The organism is Leucobacter luti (assembly GCF_050310065.1).
GTDB lineage: Bacteria > Actinomycetota > Actinomycetes > Actinomycetales > Microbacteriaceae > Leucobacter > Leucobacter luti_B.
Genome location: NZ_CP190007.1, coordinates 2351355 through 2365777, shown reverse-complemented (window position 1 = coordinate 2365777; position 14423 = coordinate 2351355). Strand labels below are relative to the sequence as shown.

Below are 14423 nucleotides of genomic sequence, written 5' to 3'. Positions count from 1 at the left end.
CGCGTTCACTCCGCGGTCGGCACCGGATCCGAGAGCTGCTGCACCGCGAAGTAGTTCCCCTCGGGATCAGGGAAGTTGAACGTGGTCGAGCCGCCGTGGTTCGCGAGCTCGCCGACGGCGACGCCCTTCTCGGCGAGCGCGTCGCGCATCGCTACGAGGTCGTTGCTGCCGAACAGGATCGACGGCGTCGCGAGGTCGAGCTCGGGCGACATCTGCGCGACGACCGCGCGGTCGAAGAGCACGAGGCCCACGCCTGCAGCCGGATCGTGGACGACCTCGACGGAGAGCGTCTTCCCGGCGTTCTCCTGCGCGTCGACCTCCGTGAAGCCGACGACGTTCACCCAGAAATCGGCGACGACCCGCGGGTCGTTGACGTACACCATCACCTTGCCGAACTGATCAATCATCAGGAACCCCCTCGTTTCTTGGCTGGTGGGATCCCAGTATTGCAGCCGACGCCGACATTCAGAATGGCAAGAGCGAAAACACAGGCCCCGCAAAGGCCCGGCCGCGGCGCCCCGGCACCCGGAGGCCCCGATCCGGTGCTACACGAGCTCCTCGACGGCGTGCCGCACGGCGCCGGCGAGTTGCCGCACGGCGACCGTCGGCTGCCCGCCCGGATCCGCCTGCGCGGCGACGAGCAGCACGGAGCGCGCGAACGAGGGGTCGTCGATCGGCAGCAGCACGACGCCGGGGTGCACGGGCCCGCTCGCGAGCCGCGCGACGAGGCCCACGACCATGCGGGCCGCGATCATTCCGAGCATGACCTGGAAGTCGTCGGTCCGGATCGCGACCTCGAGCTCGTGTCCGGCTGCGGCGAAGGCGTCGAGCACGACGGCGTCCATCGGGTCGTTCGGGGTCGCCCCGAGCAGCCAGCGCTCGTCGGCGAGTGAGAGGAGCGCCTCGCGGTCGATCGAGGTGCGCCCCGCGAGACGGTGACCCTCGGGAAGCGCGAGCAGGAGCGGGTCCCGCAGTACCTCGGTCGCGGCCGTGTCGGGCCGAAGCGGCAACTCGTAGCCGGGAACCGAGTAGACGAGCGCCGCGTCGAGCTCGCGCCCGTTCACGTGGGAGACGAGCGGCTTCACCTCCTCGAGCACGGCGTCGATCTCGACCCCGAGATCGCCCATCTCGGCCGCGATCGCGGGGAGGAGGCGCGCCGCCGCGGTCGGAAACGTGCCGAAGCGCAGTCGCGCGCGGCCGAGCTTTGCGAGCTCGCGCGCGTCGCTCAGCGTGCGGTCGCTGAGGGTTAGGATCTCCTGCGCGCGGTCGAGCACGAGGTGGCCGACCGGCGTCAGCGTGCTCCCGCGTTTCGTGCGTGTGAGCAGGGGGGATCCCACGAGGCGGTCGATGATTCTCAGGTGGTAGTCGACGGTCGGCTGGCTCCAGCCCAGGAGCCTCGCCGCCCTCGTCACCGAGCCCTCGCTGTGCACGGCCCTGAGCGCGCGCAGCTGTCGCAGATCCAGCATCAGGTCACCTATTCCATATCGGAGCAAATCGCAAATCGAGCAATAAGACACATACAGCATATGTGACATCCGAGACGACTCGGGGATTCACTCGGGCCGCGGAAGCCGACAGCATGGGTCCCATGTTGCAGACCGACGTTCTCTCAGTGCGCGCAGAAACCGATCTCATCCCGCGGGATGAGACGACGATCCCCGCCGAGTCGGGACGCACGGTCGAACGCCCGGTCCCGGGCCCCGACGGCCGCCCGGGCCTCGACGGCCTCGCAGTCCGCGCCGCGGCCCTGGACCACAGCGTCACCCCCTACGCCGACGCCCTCGACCGCTACGTCGACAGCAACCCGGTCCAGCTCATGGTGCCCGGCCACGGCGGCACGGACCGCGGGATCAGCGGCCGCCTCGCCGGCTTCATCGGCGAGCGGACCCTCCACCTCGACGTCCCGATGCTTATCGACGGCATCGACCTCCCGACGAAGGAGCACCCGCGCACCCCGCTCGATCAGGCCCTCGAGCTCGCGGCTGACGCCTGGGGCGCCCGCCGCACCTGGTTCCTCACGAACGGCGCGTCGCAGGCGAACCGCACGGTCGCCCTCGCCGTGCGCGGCCTCGGCGAGCACGTGCTGCAGCAGCGCAGCGCGCACTCGAGCTTCAGCGACGGCGTGCTTGTCGCGGGGATCACCCCGAGCTACGTCTTCCCGACGGTCGACGAGCGCCACGGCATGTCGCACGGGGTCTCGCCCGCTGCGCTCGACGAGGCGCTCGGGCGGGCGGCCCGCGACGGCCGCCCTGCGAGCGCGGTCTACGTCATCTCCCCGAGCTACTTCGGCTCGGTCGCCGACGTCCGCGGCCTCGCCGACGTCGCTCACCGCCACGGCGCCCCGCTTATCGTCGACGGCGCCTGGGGGCCGCACTTCGGCTTCCACCCGGAGCTGCCCGAGTCGCCCGCGAGGCTCGGCGCCGACCTCGTCGTTTCGAGCACGCACAAGCTCGCGGGCTCGCTCACGCAGTCGGCCATGCTGCACCTCGGTGACGGCCCGTTCGCGGATCGCCTCGAGCCGCTCGTTGAGCGCGCCTTCTCGATGACGGCCTCGACGTCCACGAGCGCGCTCCTGCGCGCCTCGCTCGACATCGCGCGCCACGCGCTCGTCAACGGCACGGAGGAGATCGGCCGCTCGATCGAGGGCGCGAAGGAGTTCCGCGAGATGATCCGCCGGGATCCACGCTTCGCGGTCGTGAGCGACGGCTTCGACCGCTTCCCCGACATCGTCGAGACCGACCTGCTGCGCGTCCCGATCGACGTCTCCGCGACGGGACTCAGCGGGCACTGGCTGCGACAGCGCGTGATCGACACCCACGGCGTGTACTTCGAAATGTCCACGGCCACGAGCCTCGTCGCCGTGATCGGCGCGGGCAAGCGGCCCGACTACGCGCTCACGCTGCGCGCGCTCGTCGAGGCCGTCGAGTCTCCCGAGGCCGACGCCGAGCGGGCGCTCCGCGGCGCGGCCGAGGCGTTCCCCGCGCTCCCGGCGCCCGGCCGCATGCGCCTGACCCCACGCGACGGCTTCTTCGGCGAGACGGAGGTCGTCTCCGCCGAGGAGGCGATCGGCCGGATCTCCGCCGACACGCTCGCCGCATATCCGCCCGGGATCCCGAACGTGATGCCGGGTGAGGAGATTACGCCCGAGGCCGTCGCCTTCCTGCGCGCGGTCGCCGCCTCGCCCACGGGCTACGTCCGCGGGGCGATCGACCCAGCGGTCGGTTCGTTCCGCGTGATCAGGGAACCCGCAGACTGATTCACCGCCCGGCCAGAGGGGGCGGCCTGGCCGGGCATGACTTCGCGGTACCATACCGCGACTGCTCGAAATGACGAGCTCGCCGATCCGGACCCGGGTCGGTTCCGCCTCAACGGGGCCGTGACCTCGGAGACAAGGAAGTCTGGAGAAGACACCACATGACAAGTACGTTGCGGCAGCAACTCTTCCGCGTGAAGCCCGTTCCGAGGGATGGCGGTGAGAGCGGCAGCCAGCTCAAGCGCAGCATCGGGCTGTTCCAGCTCACGCTCATCGGTGTGGGCGGCACCATCGGAACGGGTATCTTCTTCATCCTCTCCGAGGCGGTACCGATCGCGGGCCCCGCGGTGATCTGGTCGTTCATCATCGCGGGCGCGGTCGCCGGCCTCTCGGTGCTCTGCTACGCGGAGCTCGCGAGCAGCGTGCCCGTCTCCGGATCCTCGTACTCCTACGCCTACAGCACCCTGGGCGAGCTCCCCGCGATGGGCGTCGCCGCCTGCCTGTTGCTCGAGTACGGCGTCTCGACGGCCGCGGTCGCGGTCGGCTGGTCGCAGTACGTGAACCAGCTCGTGAACAACCTCTTTGGCGTCGAGCTGCCGCACGCGCTCCTCTACGCGCCCGAGGAGGGTGGGATCATCAACCTCCCCGCCGTCATCCTGATCGGGCTCTGCTGTCTGCTCCTGATCCGCGGCACCTCGCACTCGGTCGTGACGAACACGATCATGGTGCTCATCAAGATCGCCGTGCTCCTCTTCTTCGTCGCCGTCGGCATCACGGGCTGGAACGTCGACCACTTCGCGAACTTCGCGCCCTTCGGTTTCACGGGCATCATGACGGGCGCCGGGATCATCTTCTTCTCCTTCGTCGGGCTCGACGCCGTCGCGACGGCGGGCGACGAGGCGAAGAACCCCCGCCGCAACCTCCCCATCGCGCTCATCGCGGCGCTTGTCGTCGTGACCGGCGTCTACGTGCTCGTCGCGCTCACCGCGCTCGGCGCGCAGGCGACGGGCGACTTCGCGGGCCAGAGTGCCGGGCTCTCGGCGATCCTCGAGAATATCGTCGGCGCCTCGTGGCCGGGCACGGTCGTCGCGGCCGGCGCCGTGATCTCGATCTTCAGCGTCACGCTCGTCGTGCTCTACGGCCAGACCCGCATCCTCTTCGCCATGTCGCGCGACGGCATGGCCCCGAGGATCTTCCAGAGGGTCAACCCCCGCACGATGACCCCGGTTGCCAACACGATCATCGTGTCGATCGTCGTCGCGATCCTCGCGGGCGTCCTCCCCATCAACTTCCTGGCCGAGATGACGTCGATCGGCACGCTCGCGGCGTTCCTCGTCGTCTCGATCGCGGTCATGGTGCTCCGCAAGCGCGAGCCCGATCTGGAGCGCAAGTTCCGCGTGCCGCTCTACCCGGTGATCCCGATCCTGTCGATCATCGGCTGCCTCTGGATCATCAAGGACCTCCGCCCGATCACGATCATCGTGTTCGCGATCTGGACCGTCCTCGTGCTCGTCTGGTACTTCTTCACCGGCCGCAAGAACTCGGTGCTCGGCGAGCAGATCCGCACGGGCATGATTCGCCTCGTCGGCCCGGGCAAGTACGTCATCGAGGGCGAGCCGGGCGACGCGTCCGATGCGGACTTCGACGCGGTAGATTCGGGATCGGGTTCGGGATCCGGATCGGGATCCGGCCGCGGCCAGGGCCGCGATGCGGGCCCGGGATCGGGGAGTTAGCATGTCGATCGTCGTGGGCGTCGCGCCCGGGCACGGCTCAGCCGGCGCGGTGCGCCTCGGCGCGCTGCTCGCGCGCTCCTATGACCGCGAGCTCGTGGTCGTGGCCGTCAACTCGGTCGGTTGGCCTCCCGGCTACAGCAACGTCGACGCGGAGTACCAGCGCTTCCTCGAGGAGCAGGCGCAGCTCGTGCTCGACGAGGCGAAGCGGCACGTGCCGGCCGACATTCCGGCGCGCTACCTGATCCACGGGGCGTCGAGCGCGCGCCGGGGGCTCCTCGAGGTGTGCGAAGCCGAAGACGCGCACCGGCTCGTGATCGGCGCGGCCGACGTCGCCAGCGAGGGGGAGATCGCGCTCGGCTCCGTGGGTCTCGGCCTGCTGCAGGGCGCGGATCTCCCTGTCGCGATCGCGCCGCGCGGCTACGACGTCGATCCGGCCGCTCGACTCGCGCGCGCCACGGCCGCGTACAGCGGCTCCGAGACGTCCGCCGAGCTCGTGCTGGGGGCCGCGCGCGTAACCGCGGTCTCAGGCGCCGCGCTCCGGGTCGCCGCCTTCCACACGCGCCCGCGCGCCTTCGTTGCGGCGAACGTGTCGCTGCGCGCGGAGGACGAGGTGCTGCAGGAGTGGGAGCGCGTGATCCGGGAGCGCTTAGACCGCGTGCTCGACGAGGTCGAAGCGCTGGCGCCCGCACCGTCGAGCGTGTCGCTCGTCTTCGGATCCGGATCCGACTGGCACGCCGCACTCCGCGCCGTGCCGTGGGAGGCCGCCGAGGTGCTCCTCGTCGGCTCGAGCAGCCTCGGCCCGATCGCCCGCATCTCGCTCGGCTCGCACGCCGCGAAGATCATCCGGTCCTCGCCCGTGCCCGTCGTCATGGTGCCGAGGCGGGCGACGGGGGAGTACGTCGCGGGCGTCGTCTGACCCTTCGGCCGGGCCGCGCCGGGCGCGCTCGCGGAGGCGGCGCGCCCGGCCCGCAGCTCGCGGCCGCCTCGTTTTGAGTTTGGCCGCGAGTGCGGGTAAAGTAGACTCCTGGTGCCGCGCTCCTCGGAGAGCGGAACATCACCCTTGGGGTATGGTGTAATTGGCAACACGACGGTTTCTGGTACCGTTATTCTTGGTTCGAGTCCAGGTACCCCAGCCAACAGCCCCGGCGATCCCGCCGGGGCTTTGCTGTTGCCGCGGGCCGCCGCAGGCCGCCGCGGGCCCTGCGCGCGCCCCTGCCGCCGCCCCCAGCAATGAGTTGACCCAAACTCTCTCCTGGAGCGCGAATCGCGTCACTTTGGGTCAACTCTTCCGGCGGGCGCCGCCGCGCGGCCCCGCCTCTCAGCCCCGCCCAGCAAAGAGTTGACCCAAACTCTCTCCTGGAACGCCAAAAGCCGCACTTTGGGTCAACTCTTCCCGCCGGCGCGCCGGCGCGCCGGCCAAGGCCAACCGACACGCCCGCCGCTCACGGCAAGCTCCGCTACAGTCGTTCCGGAGGAGGTGGCCACCATGCCGACGCGCAAGCCGCAGGGGCCATCGAAGCACACCCGCATTGCGGTGGTCCTCGTCTCGGTGATCGCCGCGTTCGCGCTCATCGGCTTTCTCTTCACCCTGCCGCAGGGCCGGCAGGAGCTGGGCGCCGAGCGGCCTGAGGCGGCCGGGCGACAGGCCCCCTCCGAGGTGCCGGCCCCGGCGCACGCAAGCGGCGCAACGAGCAGGGACGGCAAGTCCGCGCCCGCGCGGGCCGCGGCCGTGAAGTCGGCCGAGCTCCGCGGCATCGCCGCGCTGCCGGATCCCGAGTGGGTTGCGCAGGTGTCGAAGCAGACCGGGATCCCGATCCGCCCGCTCACCGCCTACGCCGGTGCGGCGCTGCAGCTCGAGACCGAGACGCCGGGGTGCGGGATCGACTGGGCGACGCTCGCAGGCATCGGGCGCGTCGAGTCGAATCACGGCACGCTGCACGGGGGAGGGATCGACCGGAGCGGCGCCCAGACGCCCGCGATCTTCGGGATCCCGCTCGACGGCACCACGACGGAGCGCATCCCGGACTCGGACGGGGGCGCCCTCGACGGCGATGCCTCGATCGACCGCGCGGTCGGCCCCATGCAGTTCATCCCCACGACCTGGGCGCTCTACGGTTCCGATGGTAACGACGACGGCATCGCGGATCCGCAGCAGATCGACGACGCCGCGCTCTCGGCCGCCCACTACCTGTGCGCGGCGGGCGGCAACCTGAGCGACGCGAACAGCTGGATCAACGCCGTCACCGCCTACAACGACACGGTCGACTACAACCACCGGGTGGTCGCCGCGGCCGACGAGTACGCGGCGAAGTCCTAGCGAGGCGCTCTACACAATACGCCTTGCCGCCTTCGGCTTAGAGGCAGTGCGCCGCTGTGATCTCCGACCGGCTGATTCCGCCAGTGAAAGTTGGATAGGTCACCTCCACGAGAGCGGCGGACTGCATCACCCTCAGTGCGCCGGTGATCGCGTTCCCGTAGCCAACTACAATTCCATGAGAGTCAAGAACATTTGCGGACACGTACACGCCATGGGGACAATCCGCAGTCGCAAGAACGGACACCCAGCTGCATGGAAGCACCGTGGTACATGCTCCGTCTTCGGGCCGAACGTAAATGGCCTCGTCATCCGGCGATGTCAGGAATCCCGCTTCTGCGGCGGCAGCATCATTCTTGGCTTTCAGAGCCCGCTGTTCGGCAAGTTGTTTTTCCGCGCTCTCCTGGATATCCCTCGCGGCTTTCCGTTTGAGTTTCTCGCGACCTCGCTCTTCGAGCGCATCGACGTAGGTCGCCTGCCGTGTCTGTGCGTCCTCCAACTTGCTGAGGAGATCGGCGCGTTGGAATCCAGCGGCGACAGCGGCGAAACCGCTCAGAAGCGCGAATGAAACAAGACAAGCTGACATTAGGCGCTTCCATGCGAACGGCTTGCTTCGTGGGCTACTCATCCTTCATGCTCTTTTCCAGTCGTTGGATCTGGATCCCTATCTCGGCATTCTCATGCTGGGTTGCCACTGCGAACCACGTTGAGGTCAATCCGAGGATTGCGAGAATGCCAAGGACCGCTCTTTGCGCCCATCCCGGTCGTGTTCGATGAAGTGATCGCTTGACTCGCCTTTCCCGGTGCATACGCACACCCTCGGCTTCTTGTTCAAGACGGAGTTCCTCCGTCTCGTTTCCCGGCCAGTTGGAGAGTCGCGGGGGCCGCACGTTGTACTCGCGAATGTAGCTAATTTCGTAGTCAGTCAGATGCCAAGGCCAGCCGTTCGGAGGTTCGGGATTATGTCCGCGGGTAACCGCGTCGGCTGGAAGTTTCGGGGGCATGAAGTTACTTTAGGGCTCCGAGATGCAAAAGTGGATGAAGTCTTTTCTTGGATGCAAAGCCGCGCGAAGTCGAAGGTCCCTGACCGGGAATTTGGCGATTCCGTTCTTTGCGGACCCCATCACCCCGTCCGCCCGAGCCAGGCGAGCACCTCGAACTCGACACCGTTCGCCCGGGCGAGGTGCACGCGTTGCTGCGTGCCGGCCTCAGAGAGCACGACGGGCCCGCGCGGGCCCTCGTAGGCGACGCCCTTCCCCGCCGCCGCGAGCATCGAGCGGCACTCGATCGAGCGCGCCTGCTCCGCCGCGGCCGCGAGCGCGATTACGCCCTCGTAGCAGGACTCGGCGGCGTTGTTCAGTGCGGGCGCTTCGTATCCGAATTCCGCGCCGTATGCGCCGGCGAAGTCGAGCGCCGACTGGGTCGCGAGGGAGTTGAAGTACGCCGCCGCGACGTACAGATCCCGCGTCGCGTCGCCACCCGAGGCGAGGAGCATGTTCTCCTCCATGAGCGGGGTGAAGCGGATCATGCGGTCCTGCAGTCCGGCGGCCGCGAACTGGCGGTTGAAGAGGACGGCGTCGCGCCCGACGAGCAGCATCACGACGCCCTCCGCGTTGCTCGCGGAGATCGCCGAGAGCACGCGCGAGAAGTTGCGGCAGCCGAACCGCACGAAGCTCTCGTGCACGATGTCGAGCCCGCTCGCGTGGGCGAAGTCCCGCACCGCGCGCGCCGAGTTGCGGGGCCAGATGTAGTCGGATCCGACGATGGCCCAGCGCCGGATCCCGAGCTGTCCGTGCAGCCAGCTGAGCCCTGGGGCGATCTGCTCGGCCGGCGTCTCTCCCGTGGAGAGGACGCCGGGCGTCGTCGCGCCCTCGTGCAGCGAGGTGTAGACGTAGGGGATGTCGAAGTCGACGAGCGCGGGGGCGATGTGCTCGCGCACGGAGGAGATGTGCCAGCCCGTGAGGGCGTGGATCCGCCCGGTCTGCGCCGCCTGGATCACGGCGCGCTGGGTCTCCTCGGGCGGGCCCCCCGCGTCGATGACCTCGATCTCGACCTCGCGGTCCAGGATCCCGCGCCGCGCGTTGAGCTGCGCAGCGGCGAGCGAGGCGACCGTCTCGCACGAGGGTCCGAAGATGCCTGCGGGCCCCTGCAGCGGGATCGCGAGGCCAATACGCAGCGGCTGACTCATCCGGGATCCTCCCTGATCCGAGTGCCTAATGTTGAGAGCCGCTCCGACCTGGAACGGGACACGACGTCGTTGTCGGTGCAAAATTACTACTCATATGGAAATATAGGGAGCGAATCCCGAATGGTCAAGGAGCTTCCGCAGAGCGCGGAAGGGGGTGGGTGGCCTCGGAGGAGGAGAACATGGCAGTCGATGCGGCGGTGCGAGCGGAGTTGGCGCGCACCCTCCTCACGGCCGGGCACGCGGTGGATCGGGCGGTGGCAAGCGCGCTGCGCGGCACCGAGCTCGGAGTCGCGCACTACCTGGTGCTGAGCTACCTCGACGAGCGTGACGCCGCAACAACCTCTGATCTCGGGCGAATCGCGCTCGTGCCGCCCGCCACGCTCACCCGCGTGATCGACAAGCTCGTGGATCACGCGCTCGTGCACCGCACGCTCGACGGCGCCGACCGGAGGCGGATCCTGGTGCGGCTCACGGCGCGGGGTCGGGATCGCGCCCGAGAGTGCCGGGCGCTCGTCGACGAGGCGATCGCGGAGGCGCTGCCGGCGCTGCGCGACTGGGAGACGCAGGCGCTCACTGAACTCCTCTGCGTGGAGGACCCCAGATCAGACTAGGTTTCTGAAAGTTCCATTGACTTTTAGTTCCAAATGGAAGTAAGTTTCCTCGTACCCAACCAGTATGAGGAGGACAATGATGTCTAGCGGCACTGATTTCACCGTCTCGGGGGTCTCTCGATTCCCCGATCGCGACCTCGGGGTCAAACGATTCAGTTGCGAGGTCGGCGTCCCGCTGGCCGAGCAAAGCCACCTGGGGCACAATCGCTGGCACCCGGATATCCCGCCGCTCGTCGAGGTGGGGCTGGGCGAGGAGCTGATCCTCGAGGCCGGCGGCTACGACGACTACCAGCTCAAGGATGTCGACGATCCGACCGACATCAAGAACTTCGATCTGTTCCGCACGCACCCCCTCACGGGCCCCGTGAAGGTCGACGGGGTGAAGGCCGGCGACCTGCTCGTCGTCGACATCCTCGACGTGCAGCCGCTCTCGGGCATCGGCTACTCGAACATCCTGCCCGGCATGGGCGGGCCGCTCGCGTCGTGGTTCCCCGAGGGCTTCAAGACCGTCTGGGATCTCCACGGCAACTTCGCGACGAGCCGGCAGATCCCCGGCGTCTCGATCCCCGCGATCAGCCACCCGGGCATCACGGGCGTGGCCCCCTCGCCTGAGCTGCTGAAGGTCTGGAACGACCGCGAGGATCCGCTCATCGCGGACGGCCTCGCCGCACCCAGACTCGACGCCGTGGGGGAGTCCGTGCTCCGCACGCTCGAGGGCGAGGACTGGGAGCGCGTGGCCCGCGAGTCGGCCCGCACGATCCCGCCCCGCGAGAACGGCGGCAACATGGACATCAAGAACCTCTCGCGAGGGTCCCGGATCTACTTCCCGGTGTTCGTCGACGGCGCGCTCTTCTCGGCGGGCGACTTCCACTTCGCCGAGGGCGACGGCGAGGTCACGTGGAACGCGATCGAGATGGACGGCGTCGGCTGGTTCCGCTTCAACGTGATCAAGGACGGCATGGCCCGCTACGGCGTCCGCACTCCGATGTTCCGCCCGTCGCCCTTCGATCCCGACTTCGGCACGCGGTACATCTCGTTCACGGGCCTCTCGGCCGCCGGCGGCGAGCAGAAGTACCTCGACACGACGATGGCGGCGGTGCAGGCCATCGAGCAGGCGATCGAGTACCTCGGCAAGTTCGGCTACACCGCTGAGCAGGCGTACACGATCATCTCGGTCGCCCCGTGCGAGATGCACGTCGGCGGCATCGTGGACATCCCGAACGCCGCGGTCGTGCTGAAGGTCCCGCTCGACATCTTCGATCAGGACATCCTCCCGCGCAACATCTAACGCCGCGGGATCCCACCGGTGCGCGGTGGTCGGCCCGGGCTGTGCTTCCCCCCTCCTTGCACAGTCGCGCGCCGGCCGCCGCGCCCATCCGCCGCAGCTCTGCCCATCCCTCGCAGCACCGCCCCGCGCAAAGGAGCGCATCGCATGTCGAACATCGGACTCTTCTACGTCGGCGCCGTCCTCATCATCAACGGCGTCATGCTGCTCGGTGGCATGACCGCGCGGGCGGCCGCCCCCCTCAACCTCTTCGTCGGCGCGATGCAGGTCTTCACGCCGACCCTCCTCGTGATCGGCTCCGGCGGCGACGAGGCCGTCATTCTCGCCGCGAGCGGGCTCTACCTCTTCGGCTTCACCTACCTCTGGGTCGGGATCAACGCCCTCGCGGATCTGCCGGGCGCCGGCCTCGGGTGGTTCTCGCTCTTCGTCGCGGTCGCGGCCGTCGGCTTCGCCGCGAACACCTGGCTCAACGGCGGCCGGATCTTCGCCGTGATCTGGCTCCTCTGGGCCGTGCTCTGGCTGCTCTTCTTCCTCGTGCTCGGGCTCGGGATCGACCGTCTCACCCGCTACACGGGCGCGGTCGCGCTCGCGGAGGGCATCGCGACGGCCGCGGTCCCGGCGTGGCTCTCGCTCACGGGCGCCTTCGCGGATTCCGGCGGCGCGGCCCTCGTCTTCGGGATCGCCTCCCTCGTCGTGCTCGTGGCGCTGCTGCCGCTTGCGCGGGTGAAGCGGGCGCAAGCAGTGGGCCCGAACGCGGCGACAGAGCCCACTCGAGTAGCCGACCAGGCTGGCTCTAAGGTCGCCGAACCGGCCTAATGGGCGGACGACGTCCGACTCATCCGACCGCGAGCACCCGCCGAACTCCACCCTCCGCGACCACCGCCCCCGCTCCGGAGGAGAGGGACGGGATCAGCGCCGCCTCGCCGCGCTCGAAGGCCGGGTGTGCCCCGGCGACGGCCGCGCCGGATGCGGCGTCGAGCACGCGGCCCGCGCCGCCCGCGCGGAGGTACGCGGCGCCTCCTCCCGCGCCCGCAAGCGCGGCGGAGCCGGATCCTGCCCCGGCGACCTCGGCGGCGAGCTCCCAGCGCGGCACGCCGTCCGGCTCGAACCCGAGTAGGCGGCCGTCAGCGAGCGCCGCGACGACCACGTTCGCGTCGGCGTCGAACGCGGCGCCCGTCACGCCCGCCGCCGCGATTTCCCCGGTGTCGAGGTTCACGAGCGCGCCCTGCTCAGCGTCCGTGGCCTCGGCCCCGCCCGTCGCGAGCAGCGCGAGCGGTCCGCCGAGCTCCGAGTGCCTCGTCGCGTTGCCGAGCCGCTCGGCGTCCCACGAGTGGTCCGCGAGCGGAATCGTCCAGCGCTCCTCGAGGCGGGTGGCTCCGGATCCTGATCCTGCGCCGGATCCGGATCCCCCGCCGTCCGCGCGCAGGCCGCGGAGCGCCTCGCCGTCGACCGTCACGACGGTGCCGCGGTGCTCGCTCACGATGCGGGTGCCGCGGGGGAGCGCGGCCTCGGCGGCGAGCGTTTCTCCCGTCGTCGGCTCGAGCGCGGCCTTCTCGCCGACGTCGCCCATGAAGCCGGGCGGCGCGGCCGCGAAGACGAGGCCGGGCCCTTTGTATGGGCCGGGCACGTCGACGGGTCCCCAGACGCGCTCGCCCGTGCGGAGATCGTACGCGGTCGCGGTCGGAGCTGAGATCGACGTCGGCGTGGACACGACGTCGGTGAGCACCGCGATGTCCCTGCCGTCGGCCGTGCGCGTGAGCGCGAAGCCCGAGCAGGAGAGCGGACGGCTCGCGGTCCAGAGCGCCTCCCCGCTCGAGTCGAGCGCGAGGTATTCAAGCCGGTCGTCGCGCTCGATCGGCGCGACGAAGACCCCCGCGAGCTGCTTCGGCTCGACGGCCCAGCCTGGATTCAGGATCTGGTGGCCCTCAAGCGCCGCCGGCAGCGCGCCTGGCTCGACCTCCGCCTCGGCGACCGTCGCCGAGCTCGGCGCTGGCTCACTCGAAACCCCAGATGACGCGCCGGACGTCCCACCTGCCGCCGCCCCGGGAACCGCGCAGGAGGCGAGCGCGAGGAGGGCGGAGGCCGCGACGCCGGCGAGCCAGGCGCCGGAGCGCCTCGCGCTGGCTCGCTGCACGGTCACGACGACGCCCGGTCCCGATCCCGCGCCGGATCGTGAGCCGGATCCGGCTCCGCCGCGACCCCATCCGCCGCAGCGGCCCGCCGCCGCGACCACCAGAACCACCCGGCGAGCGCCGCTGCGGCGAGCGCGACGACGACCGCAACGTCCACCCAGACCCCGGAGAGCGCGGCGCTCTGGCCCTGCAGCCAGGCGAGCGCGCTCGTGGGGATGAGCTCCGGCAGGCTCACGAGCCCGTTCGTGATCCAGAACAGCACTCCGGCCCCGGTGATGACCGCGCCAGTGATCACCGAGGTCGTGTGGAATTCTCGCCCGAACAGGGTGAAGACCCGGCCCCGCAGCGCGCGCCTCGTGCGGTCGCCGATGCGGCCCCAGAGCGCGGCGAGCGCGAGCAGCGGCACGACCATGCCGAGCCCGTAGACCGCGAGCAGCGCGCCAGAGAGCACGAGCTCGCCCTTCGCGGCGGCGAGGGTGAGCACGGCGCCGAGGATCGGGCCGGCGCAGAAGCCCGCGACGCCGCTCGCGGCGCCGAGGAAGAGGGTCTTCACGAGGCCGGTGCGGGCGGCCGCGCTCTGCTGCAGCTTGCGTCCGCCGGGCAGTGCGCGGGAGGGGTCGAAGCCGAGCCCGAGCATCTGCAGGATCCCGAGCACGACGAGGATTGCGGAGGCGATCCCGATGATGAGCGTGCGGTGCGCGACAAACATCGAGCCGAGCGCGCCGGCGCCGATCCCGAGCGGGACGAGCACAGTGAGGAGTCCCGCGGTGAACACGGCGCCGTGCAGCAGTAGACGCGGCCCGGTGCCGGCGACCGAGGCGAAGAAGGCGGGCAGGAGGAGCGCGCCGCAGGGGCTCAGGATCGCGAGGGTCCCGCCGAGGAACGCGGTGACGAATCCGACGTCCAC

General features: G+C 69.9%; 13 protein-coding genes and 1 tRNA gene. 9 read left to right on the top strand and 5 right to left on the bottom strand.

All coding sequences use genetic code 11. The features are described from left to right. Positions 1-5 precede the first annotated feature (5 nt). Together ACOPJ3_RS10815 and ACOPJ3_RS10810 are read right to left on the bottom strand one after the other, a co-directional pair. Entirely contained in the window at positions 6-407 is a 402-nt protein-coding gene (locus ACOPJ3_RS10815) for a VOC family protein (protein ID WP_427869171.1), read from the bottom strand. A gap of 138 nt (positions 408-545) precedes the next feature. Next, the gene (locus tag ACOPJ3_RS10810; protein WP_427869170.1) at positions 546-1466 is read right to left on the bottom strand and encodes a LysR family transcriptional regulator; all 921 of its coding nucleotides are present in this window, start codon (positions 1464-1466) and stop codon (positions 546-548) included. Positions 1467-1747: 281 nt separating this feature from the next. Between ACOPJ3_RS10810 and ACOPJ3_RS10805 the strand changes: the two genes are divergently transcribed. The 6 genes from ACOPJ3_RS10805 (at position 1748) to ACOPJ3_RS10780 (ending at position 7868) form a co-directional block, all read left to right on the top strand. Then, complete coding sequence (locus ACOPJ3_RS10805; protein WP_427871221.1) at positions 1748-3256, top strand: aminotransferase class I/II-fold pyridoxal phosphate-dependent enzyme; 1509 nt, start codon at positions 1748-1750, stop codon at positions 3254-3256. Positions 3257-3414: 158 nt separating this feature from the next. Next, positions 3415-4986: an amino acid permease gene (locus tag ACOPJ3_RS10800; protein WP_427869169.1), complete on the top strand. Its 1572-nt coding sequence runs from the start codon at positions 3415-3417 to the stop codon at positions 4984-4986. A gap of 1 nt (position 4987) precedes the next feature. Continuing rightward, positions 4988-5902, top strand: a complete 915-nt coding sequence (locus ACOPJ3_RS10795; RefSeq protein ID WP_427869168.1) for a universal stress protein — start codon at positions 4988-4990, stop codon at positions 5900-5902. Between the two features lie 145 nt (positions 5903-6047). Then, positions 6048-6122: transfer RNA gene (locus ACOPJ3_RS10790), tRNA-Gln, on the top strand. Between the two features lie 350 nt (positions 6123-6472). Further along, complete coding sequence (locus tag ACOPJ3_RS10785) at positions 6473-7303, top strand: lytic transglycosylase domain-containing protein (RefSeq protein WP_427869167.1); 831 nt, start codon at positions 6473-6475, stop codon at positions 7301-7303. Between the two features lie 175 nt (positions 7304-7478). Next, the gene (locus ACOPJ3_RS10780; protein WP_427869166.1) at positions 7479-7868 is read left to right on the top strand and encodes a hypothetical protein; all 390 of its coding nucleotides are present in this window, start codon (positions 7479-7481) and stop codon (positions 7866-7868) included. Positions 7869-8423: 555 nt separating this feature from the next. Here ACOPJ3_RS10780 and ACOPJ3_RS10775 read toward each other — a convergent pair. After that, complete coding sequence (locus tag ACOPJ3_RS10775; protein WP_427869165.1) at positions 8424-9488, bottom strand: substrate-binding domain-containing protein; 1065 nt, start codon at positions 9486-9488, stop codon at positions 8424-8426. 179 nt (positions 9489-9667) lie between these two features. Here ACOPJ3_RS10775 and ACOPJ3_RS10770 point away from each other — a divergent pair, with 179 nt between their 5' ends. The 3 genes from ACOPJ3_RS10770 (at position 9668) to ACOPJ3_RS10760 (ending at position 12200) form a co-directional block, all read left to right on the top strand. Continuing rightward, entirely contained in the window at positions 9668-10099 is a 432-nt protein-coding gene (locus ACOPJ3_RS10770) for a MarR family winged helix-turn-helix transcriptional regulator (protein WP_427869164.1), read from the top strand. A 79-nt stretch (positions 10100-10178) separates the two neighbouring features. After that, complete coding sequence (locus ACOPJ3_RS10765) at positions 10179-11387, top strand: acetamidase/formamidase family protein (RefSeq protein WP_427869163.1); 1209 nt, start codon at positions 10179-10181, stop codon at positions 11385-11387. Between the two features lie 144 nt (positions 11388-11531). Then, entirely contained in the window at positions 11532-12200 is a 669-nt protein-coding gene (locus ACOPJ3_RS10760; protein WP_427869162.1) for an AmiS/UreI family transporter, read from the top strand. Positions 12201-12219: 19 nt separating this feature from the next. On the opposite strand, the gene ACOPJ3_RS10755 is transcribed toward ACOPJ3_RS10760, so the two are convergent. Together ACOPJ3_RS10755 and ACOPJ3_RS10750 are read right to left on the bottom strand one after the other, a co-directional pair. Further along, positions 12220-13524, bottom strand: coding sequence for a hypothetical protein (locus tag ACOPJ3_RS10755; RefSeq protein ID WP_427869161.1), 1305 nt, complete (start codon positions 13522-13524; stop codon positions 12220-12222). Next, positions 13521-14423, bottom strand: coding sequence for a cytochrome c biogenesis CcdA family protein (locus ACOPJ3_RS10750; RefSeq protein WP_427869160.1), 903 nt, complete (start codon positions 14421-14423; stop codon positions 13521-13523). Before ACOPJ3_RS10750 ends, ACOPJ3_RS10755 begins: the two co-directional genes overlap by 4 nt.

Coding starts and splice junctions, on each gene's coding strand:
- ACOPJ3_RS10780 (WP_427869166.1), top strand. CDS start 7,479: ATGAGAGTCAAGAACATTTGCGGACACGTACACGCCATGGGGACAATC.
- ACOPJ3_RS10785 (WP_427869167.1), top strand. CDS start 6,473: ATGCCGACGCGCAAGCCGCAGGGGCCATCGAAGCACACCCGCATTGCG.
- ACOPJ3_RS10795 (WP_427869168.1), top strand. CDS start 4,988: ATGTCGATCGTCGTGGGCGTCGCGCCCGGGCACGGCTCAGCCGGCGCG.
- ACOPJ3_RS10810 (WP_427869170.1), bottom strand. CDS start 1,466: ATGCTGGATCTGCGACAGCTGCGCGCGCTCAGGGCCGTGCACAGCGAG.
- ACOPJ3_RS10800 (WP_427869169.1), top strand. CDS start 3,415: ATGACAAGTACGTTGCGGCAGCAACTCTTCCGCGTGAAGCCCGTTCCG.
- ACOPJ3_RS10760 (WP_427869162.1), top strand. CDS start 11,532: ATGTCGAACATCGGACTCTTCTACGTCGGCGCCGTCCTCATCATCAAC.
- ACOPJ3_RS10765 (WP_427869163.1), top strand. CDS start 10,179: ATGTCTAGCGGCACTGATTTCACCGTCTCGGGGGTCTCTCGATTCCCC.
- ACOPJ3_RS10775 (WP_427869165.1), bottom strand. CDS start 9,488: ATGAGTCAGCCGCTGCGTATTGGCCTCGCGATCCCGCTGCAGGGGCCC.
- ACOPJ3_RS10770 (WP_427869164.1), top strand. CDS start 9,668: ATGGCAGTCGATGCGGCGGTGCGAGCGGAGTTGGCGCGCACCCTCCTC.
- ACOPJ3_RS10815 (WP_427869171.1), bottom strand. CDS start 407: ATGATTGATCAGTTCGGCAAGGTGATGGTGTACGTCAACGACCCGCGG.